The sequence below is a fragment of the Scytonema sp. NUACC21 genome (assembly GCF_054684315.1).
On record NZ_BAAFZH010000094.1, the window covers coordinates 177,218 to 185,876 of the forward strand.

6 protein-coding genes and 1 pseudogene are annotated in these 8,659 nt (G+C 40.4%); 2 read left to right on the forward strand and 5 right to left on the reverse strand.

The genetic code is table 11. The features are described 5' to 3' along the window. Together ACYRY3_RS27305 and ACYRY3_RS27310 are read right to left on the reverse strand one after the other, a co-directional pair. On the reverse strand, window positions 1-717 hold the full coding sequence (locus ACYRY3_RS27305; RefSeq protein WP_460204770.1) for a CAP domain-containing protein: 717 nt from the start codon (window positions 715-717) through the stop codon (window positions 1-3). A gap of 251 nt (window positions 718-968) precedes the next feature. Next, entirely contained in the window at window positions 969-1,739 is a 771-nt protein-coding gene (locus ACYRY3_RS27310; RefSeq protein WP_460204771.1) for a DsbA family protein, read from the reverse strand. Between the two features lie 764 nt (window positions 1,740-2,503). Between ACYRY3_RS27310 and ACYRY3_RS27315 the strand changes: the two genes are divergently transcribed. Both ACYRY3_RS27315 and ACYRY3_RS27320 read left to right on the forward strand, forming a co-directional pair. Continuing rightward, the gene (locus ACYRY3_RS27315) at window positions 2,504-2,839 is read left to right on the forward strand and encodes a hypothetical protein (protein WP_460204772.1); all 336 of its coding nucleotides are present in this window, start codon (window positions 2,504-2,506) and stop codon (window positions 2,837-2,839) included. Between the two features lie 4 nt (window positions 2,840-2,843). Further along, entirely contained in the window at window positions 2,844-4,727 is a 1,884-nt protein-coding gene (locus tag ACYRY3_RS27320) for a hypothetical protein (RefSeq protein WP_460204773.1), read from the forward strand. A gap of 5 nt (window positions 4,728-4,732) precedes the next feature. On the opposite strand, the gene ACYRY3_RS27325 is transcribed toward ACYRY3_RS27320, so the two are convergent. The 3 genes and pseudogenes from ACYRY3_RS27325 to ACYRY3_RS27335 form a co-directional block, all read right to left on the reverse strand. Then, window positions 4,733-7,375: a CHAT domain-containing protein gene (locus tag ACYRY3_RS27325; protein WP_460204775.1), complete on the reverse strand. Its 2,643-nt coding sequence runs from the start codon at window positions 7,373-7,375 to the stop codon at window positions 4,733-4,735. A 258-nt stretch (window positions 7,376-7,633) separates the two neighbouring features. Beyond that, window positions 7,634-8,131 carry a VUT family protein gene (locus tag ACYRY3_RS27330; protein ID WP_460204776.1) on the reverse strand — a complete coding sequence of 166 codons (498 nt, stop codon included), beginning with the start codon at window positions 8,129-8,131 and terminating at the stop codon, window positions 7,634-7,636. 1 nt (window position 8,132) lies between these two features. Next, window positions 8,133-8,659 (reverse strand): annotated as a pseudogene (locus ACYRY3_RS27335) (trans-splicing intein-formed DNA polymerase III subunit alpha N-terminal partner DnaE-N); the annotation flags it as partial.

The window sequence follows — 8,659 nt, forward strand, 5'->3', positions numbered from 1 at the left end:
TTATCTTTCTTTGTATTCACCAGCATAGGTAATTACGCACATTGTTCGGTATCTAGAGTGAGTCCCATAGGCTACACCAGCCACTTTAAAGTTAGGATTAAAAATGTTTTTTCTATGACCGCGATTTGGTACTCCATCATCAATAATTAATTGCATAACAATATCCCGAGCTGTATTGGGACCGTAACTGATGTTTTCTCCTGCAGTCGAGATCCAATTCCCATAACGGTTAATTCGAGTTGCTGGATTACTACCATCGGTGCCACCATGACCTGTGTGACCTTTTGGTCCTGAATCTTGGACATGGTCTCTCGCCCCTAAAGACATACCTTTGGATACTATTAATGGACTCATGGGACGAACCGATCTCAGGAACTCGATCGCTTCATCAACGGCTTGTACCCCTTCGTGAGTTTGTAAAAAGACATTCTGGGAAAGTTTGACTTTTTTACCTTGAAAGCGCTGTCTGTAACTTTCCATGATTGGAATATATGCCTGGGGATTCGTCCGCACTCTATTCATTTCGGCAATCACTTGCTGTTCCAATGTGGACAGGTAGCTAGACCTTACTGCCGCAATAGGATTATCTTTTCTTACTACAGTGAAAGCAGAATTTTTCTTAGAGTTAGCTACTGATGGATTAGACGTAATGAGAGGAAACCCGCAGCTAGCTATCAGGGCAATAGGGAAAAACACACGTAAACCTATGCGACGCATTAATTACCTCACGACTACTGTTCTACGAGTTAATTGGGTTGAATTGGATGCACCGCGTTTTGCACAAGTATTGCTAAAACTTAGTTAGTAAAGCACCAAAACACAACTCATGTATCTACAATTCGTAGTAACATTTCACACAACAGAAGGTAAACCGTGACCCCACTTAAAATAAGCTTTATGGGCAATTACTGAAAAAAGGTTTAACTACTAAGTGTAGAATTTTATAGCATTTTAACCAGAAATTATACTTAACTTTTCCGAACGCGAGTTAGCACTTCTTCCATCTGGGCAAGCTCTATTGCACCGGATAAAGTTTCTCCATTGATAACAAAGAAGGGCGTTCCAGAAAGACCCAACTTTTGGGCAAGCTGTAGGTCTTTCTCAACAGCAGAACTACCAACAAGGCGATCGCGTTTAAACTTGTCCAGATCCAAATCTAGGTTTTTTGCGATCTCCAGATACAGTTCTTCGCCCAATCGTTTTTGATTGGTAAAGAGTGCATCCTGATATTCCCAGAATTTACCTTGTTGTTGTGCTGCCCATGCGGCGGCGGCGGATGACATTGCTTGAGGATGGATGGCTGTGAGGGGAAAATGTTTGTAAACGAGGGTAACTTCATCCTGATGCTTTGCCATGAATTGCTTCAATGTTGCGTGTGCTTGGGCACAGTACGGACATTGGAAATCAGAGAATTCAACTAATAGGATTTTGAAATCATGTGAGCCAGTTGTTGGAGAGTCACCAATTACCGATTGAGGATCGGTTGTCATCTGCTGCACAAATAGCTGCTGTGCTTGCTGTATTTCCGCTCTTTGTTTTTGTTGGTATGCTTGTACTGATTCCACAAGCACTTCTGGATGTTCGCGGATAATTTCCAAGACCTGCCGTTCTAATTGCGGATTTATACGGGCTGCTTGAGCCGGAAGCGACCAACCCAAGACCAGACATATAAATCCTAGGGCTGCGTAGCTTCGCAGCCAAACAAGTAGTTTTCCGAGCAAATAGGAGAATGCATACATACTAAATATTTTTTGTATGTAGGTTAAATTATCTTCACTCCCTCTTAGTATTCAATGAGAAGGGTGCTAAAATCTAGGTATATTGATTGAAATAACTTATACTTAAGTGTTAAAAAGATAACGAAGTTTTGATTTACACATAAAAAGCATACGGAGAAAAATAGGGCTTCGGAGGCTAGAAGCTTGATTTTGCTAGCACAAAGCCAATTGAGACGGCTCTACATATTAGGAGGAATTTTATAAATTGGATTTACTTTTGTAATGAATGAGATTCTTGACATCACCCATGACATAAGTAGGTGGGCGGGAATAAACAGAAGTACGTTACAAAATGTAAACGCATCTGAAACCTTAATCCATGACAAATGACTGAGGACGACCCTCTTCAGTTACGTTGTTTCTTACCGACCTACTGATGTAGAGTACCTTCCACCAAGGACGTGTAGGGACTATAGCCCCCCCCAAATTTCTCGTGCTGCTGTTCCAATGCTGCTGGTACCTTACAGCTATGACCAGCGAGATAATGCTGCTAAAATACGCTAGGCAGTGGGAAAGACAATCTTGAGAAAGCAGTAGACGGGATATGAATTTGCCATATCTTCCGGAAAAATGAACAATGAAATTGTTTAAATTTGTGTTATTGCTTTTATCTGCAGCATTAATACCCTCTTTTTGAGAAAGAAAGGTGAGGTTATCGGCTGTAGTTTAACTTATCCATTGTTATCAAACATTTTTATCAATCGCAATACCATAAGACATTAGTTATGACACAAGCAAAAAAGAAAATTAACACTTTTATATATTTATTGGAAAATAGGGTTTCTCTGTTTTCCGAGCAATTTCTGACCGATTTCAAGCAACAAGTTTCTCAACAGTCAAATGATGTTGAACAACTGTCAGAGACAATCGAAAATTGGTTTAAAAACCACGACAATCTCTATAAAATTTATCAAGGACAGCTAAATCGCGATTTGATGGCAGGGGATGAACCGCCTCCGGAACCAGATGAAAATGAGGATTACCAAAAACGGTTACAAAATGCAATTCATAATGCTATGGTAGTAAGCTCTTCTTCCCCTTCTCAGTCGTTAAGTCCTTAAGTAAATGAATGACACAACAAAAGCTTGGAGAATTCGCAACCCCAGGCTAACCCTCTTTGCCTTTCATCTTCGCAACGACCTATTTCGGGTAAGAGAGGATGTTAATAGTCTCTGGGAACAGTGTAGGAATTTGGGAAAAAAACACGGTATTGAACCTTTCCAATTGCTACCAGAAAATCTGTTGAGTTACAAAGATGGGAAAAACCAACCAGAATATGAGGATGAGCAAGCCGCAAAGGAAAACAAATTCACTGAAGACCTTAACCTGCTACGAAACAAGCAGTTGCGTAACTTTGAGGTAACAGTGCAACCGAACAGTCTTAGGCTTAAGGGGACTGTCGATCCAGTCCGACTGCATGATACTTACGCTCTTGATATGACGTTACGTTACACTCAAACAGATGTAACTGTAGAAACTGCCGACCTGAGTTTACTCAATCTTTTACCGGGTCAGCTTGATTGTTCATTGGGAAAGACACTTCTACTTATTGCTGAACCCCAGGGTGAGTCGGAGGACTATCTAAAACTTGCTGATGAATGCGTAAGTGGATTGCTACAGTACAAGGAAGGTAGGTGTTGTGCCCGCCTTGCGGAATCTACAACTCTCGCTGCCTTATCCCGTCTGATTGGTAGCCCAGGTCAACTTTTTGGTAGTCCCATTTTTGAGTATGAGGTAAACCCTGCCGATCCCAAGCAAACTGCTCAACCTTGTCATATACTCGTGTGCTTCAACCGACACCCCAAAACTAAAGATTATCTTGACAGAATTGCTTATCGAGATATCCTACAACTCCTATGTTGTCGGACTAAAATTATCCATGCTCATCGGCAAGCTTACTGGTGCAATCAGCAAGCACGGCAAATTTACGGTGAATTAGAAAAGTACAGCCAAGGATTTGGCAATTTGGGAACTGACCCAGCACAGAGGCTACAGACATTAAAAGATTTGCTGGCAACCATGTCACCAAAAGAGTTTGAATATGCTCGTTACCAACGTGACTTAGGCACTCACCTGACGACAATTCATACCAATACCCAGAATTACAGGAATTGGCTGACAGGTATTCGACAGATAAGTCAAAAGTTTATACCCCAAGAAGACAGCCAAAACTTATCAAAAGAGAACTTAGGATTTTTGGAGAATTTTTTAGAGCGAACTCACACTTATAGGAAACAGATTCAAATAGACTTGAAATACTTGGTTCCCGGTCAAGCTCTTTTTCAGCACCTGCTTAATACTATTAGAGGAATTGTGGAAATTGAGCAAGCTGAAGCATTTCAAAAAAAGGAGGAAGCTGAAAGACAGCGGGAACGCCTGACTTTACAACGCTTACAAGCTAAAGATAACACTGATAAACAATTCAACGATCAACTACAAACTACTATATATATCATTAGTGCTGGTTTGGGTGGGGGAGCATTAGTCTCTTCTAATTCCGGTCTTCTAACAGCTGGTAGTGACAAAGGTGAGATTACAGTTGAATGGTGGTCTCCTACTTCTTTACAACTTCATCCCTTCAGCATAGCTGTTGCTATTAGCATCATTTCTGCCATAGTATTTGGAGGAGCGGCTTGGGGCTTCAGGAAAGCAATCCAGTTTTATTTTGATAAGGCTGCCAAAAGAAAACTCAAAGCTTTCATTCAACTGTTAAAAACTCAGCCTCATAAATTCTCCGACCAGAATAGAAATGATTTAAATAATCTTGTCTCTACCTTGCCAAATGACTTCCAAACACTATCAGGGGCTATTGACCGATGGTGTGAAAGAGAAATCCCTGAAATTCACAGTGTACTACTTGAAGTTGAAAAAAACCTGCCCAAAAACGATTTCAGAAAAGATGATAAAAACTACAAGGCAAGGCTGCTAAATGCAATTCACGCCTCCTAATTCTTTTAGGAAAAATTAATACAGAAGTCTGGGTTACCGTAGATGCAGTAAAATAACCAAAATAACTCTCCCTTTTCACTTGCCTCTTGTTTAGCAATAGCAACAGCTTGAGTGATAGTTTGTTTGATATCTTTGCGGAACAATTCACGGTAAACTGTTTCGGCAAAGCTGATTGCCTCTTGAGCGGGTACAGCTCCAAGTGTTCCGACAAAAACATCTGCACCCTGTCGGTAAAACTCCCATGCAAAACTGTTAAACTTGCCAGAAAGGAGTACGGGAACTGCTGAAGTACAGGCATTTGCAAACACCAGGCTGCCCGGTTCAATCTGTAATTTGCTAACAAATTCAGGAAGCAAATTCTGCTCTTTGTCTCTATCTTCAGCAATCTGAAGCATATGGGGATTTAAACGTCCGTGACAGGTGTAATGAACTGCATCTGCTCCTGATGCAGCACTCTCAAGAACAGAAATGGGCGGTTTTTGTAATAGTTCTACAGTTAAAGAAGGTAATAGCTTATTGAATAGTTGTGCAGCTTGATCTGCTGCTGTATTCTCTACCTGACCGCCAATGACGTTGACAATCCGTCTCATCTGTCTTGTCCCTTGACTTATGGGTCTGCTTGCTTCTAGTGCCTTGTACTGATTATTGATCCTATTGATCCTGGGATGGCGGATTATGAAGAATTTCTTTCCCCAAAAATCTTTTCCGTCGTGTATCAACTCCCACGGAATCCATTGCTCATTTGTAGATACGAAAATATAAGAATTAGGCTGCCACTTTTGCATACCCTCTTTCAAAGCAGGGGGAATGAGAAGATCGAAAAGGGATTTTCCAACAGTTGCCAGTTCTGAATACAGGTTCTTTAATTCTTCTTTCGTTGGAAGCGCTACTTGAACAATTTCTAGGAGAAATTTATTTAATGTTCGCAAATAATTTTCTACCTGTTCCTTGTTCACTTGAAAATTTTGCTCTCCTTCCTCAAATGCTTTATTTTTATTTGAGTAAATTCTGTAGTAGAGTTTGCCTCCTGATTCATCCCAATTCACAAGCAATGTCCGCTGTTCGCGGCATTTAATTTCATTTGATAAGGCTTGTACGCGATCGCTAGGCTCTTCCATAGACCGCACATAAGCTGGTTTCTGCGTATTAGAAAAGCCTACCCTGGTTTCCACAATCACGTATCCTACCCGCAATCCCTCGTGGAAAAATTCAATTTCTATCACCTGCTCTCCCAATTCAGCTGGTAAAAGCATAAAAGTGACTTCTTCTGAATCCCCGTTTACAGGTAGTATCATCTGCTTGTAGCACTGCAAAATTTTAAATCCTGGCGCTGTCACAGCAACATCAAGTTTTGCCTGCTCAACTCCTGAAGTCAATGGAATCGTTATTTTCTTTAAAGCCCGTGTTACGTTGGGAGCATCCTTGACTAATTGAATTCTCAGCTTCACTTCACGTTCAAGAGCACATTGCAACGGAAAATCTACAAGAGTGTAACGCTCAACTGTAACAGTGGAATCTTCAGCTTTATTCAATTTTGCAGAACTAGTATCAAATGCACCTTCATTAGGTTTTACAGAACTCGTGTCAAATGCACTTATTAAGTTCTTGATTAAATTTGATTGTGCTTGGCTGCTGCGGATACTATCAGCTTCAGTTCTCTTTGGCTTGCCTGAACGAGGAGGAAGAAATTTTGGTCTTGGAAGTGACGATTTCGGCTTTACAGAACGAGATTCCAACGATTCGTTAGCAAATAAAGGTAATTCAATTGACACTTCTAAGTTTGTAACATCCTTTTGTCCTTGTAAAGCCCTTCCCTGACGAATGAGATTCTGCAACTCTAGCGGTAACTGCAAAATTCTAGGTTGAATTTGCTCAATATCTTTATCTGTTAAATCTAGGTCGGTTTGAAGCAATTTTTCCAGCCAAAAAGTTAGTTTCTCGGTAGATATTTTAGCTTGCTGATGAAGCAAGGCATAGAATGCTAATCGTCTTTCATATGGTGCAGCTCTGTAAATAACATAGATAGGGGGTTCTACTTCTTCAGTCGAACTGTACTCATCCGAATCTTTTTCCCGAGCAAAGAACTCTCCAAATAGAAATTTTGTTGAGAGATGAATAGCTTTTGTGAGAAGTTTTTCACGTTTTTCTCTTTGCCTGAGATTTTCAGCGCGTAGACTGAGAATAACATAAGCTGTAACTATCTCTGACCTTCGCTGCGGTTCTTGCTGAAGCGTGTTTTCCAAAAAGAGTTCTATAACTTGATATTCATCTGTTTGAGATTCCATGAACGAGCGATCTAGTTTTAGATGTTTGTACAAGTAATACCCCAGGCAAAGACGCTCCAAATAGAAATACTTGTTCCGGATTGCTGCTAGACTTAACTCAATGAAGTCAACACCACTCCATTTGACAATGGAAATAAAATCAGCCAATTCCTCTGGCATTCTCAGCGATACTTTTTGCAACAATGCTTCTGCTTCTGCTGTCTTTTTCTGACCGAGGACAGCTCCACATCGCACCAGTTGTTTACCTCGTGTGTCGGGTAAATACTCTGTCAACGCGCAAGCCTCGTCAAAATCCTGCTTTTGAATAAGATCGATAATTGGTTTGAGCCAAGAGGCAGCTAGAAGATTGGTATGTGTTGCCATTGTTACACTACTTTACATAAAATGCTGTCTTTATTCAGGTTGAATTGACAGGTGATATTTGAAAACAATCAAATCTATTTAATTGTTGGCAGCCATCAGTATGAGCAAGCCAAATCTGTTGTTATTTTTATCAATTTTTGTATAGTATATTTATGGAAATAAACATTTATCATCTCATACACTTCCTTGGAAATGTCAAGTAAATTTACTTAAATTTACGGGGCTAATTACAAATAGGATTGTGCGATAGCACTCTCGTTACTCTCTGACTTTCCAAAAAGCCACAAGTCCACTAATTAAGGATTTCACGACAACTTCCCCAAAAATCAGTGACAAAATTTCGATGGCTGGAAAAACTCCAACGAATGCGATGCAGTTAAATATTGTGCTATCTAAAGGAATTGAAACGGCATTGGAACGGGCAACTCGTTCTAACCAAGGACGTTGGATAACCTTTTGATAAATCTCTGTATCTGCTGCTTCTGAAAGAACGATCGCAACTAGAGAAGCGAAGATAATTCTACCCGGTACTTTTAGAAAGTAGGATTCCAGTACAGATAAGAAAGCAGTGATGCCGATTACCACGTAAACAGCTTTTCTCCCCCTATTGTGGTGCAAGCGATCGCGTTGGTCAAATGTCAAGCCGAAAAATAGAGTCCCCACTGCAACCTGACCGAAGATTGGCAAAGGCAGAAACCAGGTAGCTGTATAGTTTGCCAGTAGGACTGTGATTGTGTAAATAACTGCAGGAATCATCTTAAGTAGATGGCAAATCTTGAACTTTCATTAACTCCAAACCCCGTTCAAAGATGTCATCAATAGGTAACATTTGCCCGTCGATTGTCATGAATTTGTGGTCTTTTGTTGCTCGGATTGTCGAACCATCATCCAGGCAATATTCAAACACTTCTTGCTGACCGCGATCGTGCCATTGAGCAATAGGTTGGGTATAAATGTTGCCATAACTATCAACTGAGTAAACCGTACACTCAATGTTTTTTTCCACTATTTTTCCAATAGGCAAAAAACCATATTCTACCGTCAAAACTTCCGTGTCATAGCTAAGACAATATTCAGCGAACTTCAACATTTGCTCGAATAACTCTTCAGCAATTTGTTTTTTCACACCATTTTTTGCCGAACCATCAACAAATTTTTCCCGCTGCTTGATCATCTCCTCGACTTTCTTTTTACCCATTGCACGGCGCAGCAAATCAGCTTGACCTAGAGAATATCCTGCCATTTCTTGAGCAATTTTCATGATTTGCTCTTGATAAACCATAA

Coding starts and splice junctions, on each gene's coding strand:
- ACYRY3_RS27330 (WP_460204776.1), bottom strand. CDS start 8,131: ATGATTCCTGCAGTTATTTACACAATCACAGTCCTACTGGCAAACTAT.
- ACYRY3_RS27310 (WP_460204771.1), bottom strand. CDS start 1,739: ATGTATGCATTCTCCTATTTGCTCGGAAAACTACTTGTTTGGCTGCGA.
- ACYRY3_RS27325 (WP_460204775.1), bottom strand. CDS start 7,375: ATGGCAACACATACCAATCTTCTAGCTGCCTCTTGGCTCAAACCAATT.
- ACYRY3_RS27305 (WP_460204770.1), bottom strand. CDS start 717: ATGCGTCGCATAGGTTTACGTGTGTTTTTCCCTATTGCCCTGATAGCT.
- ACYRY3_RS27315 (WP_460204772.1), top strand. CDS start 2,504: ATGACACAAGCAAAAAAGAAAATTAACACTTTTATATATTTATTGGAA.
- ACYRY3_RS27320 (WP_460204773.1), top strand. CDS start 2,844: ATGAATGACACAACAAAAGCTTGGAGAATTCGCAACCCCAGGCTAACC.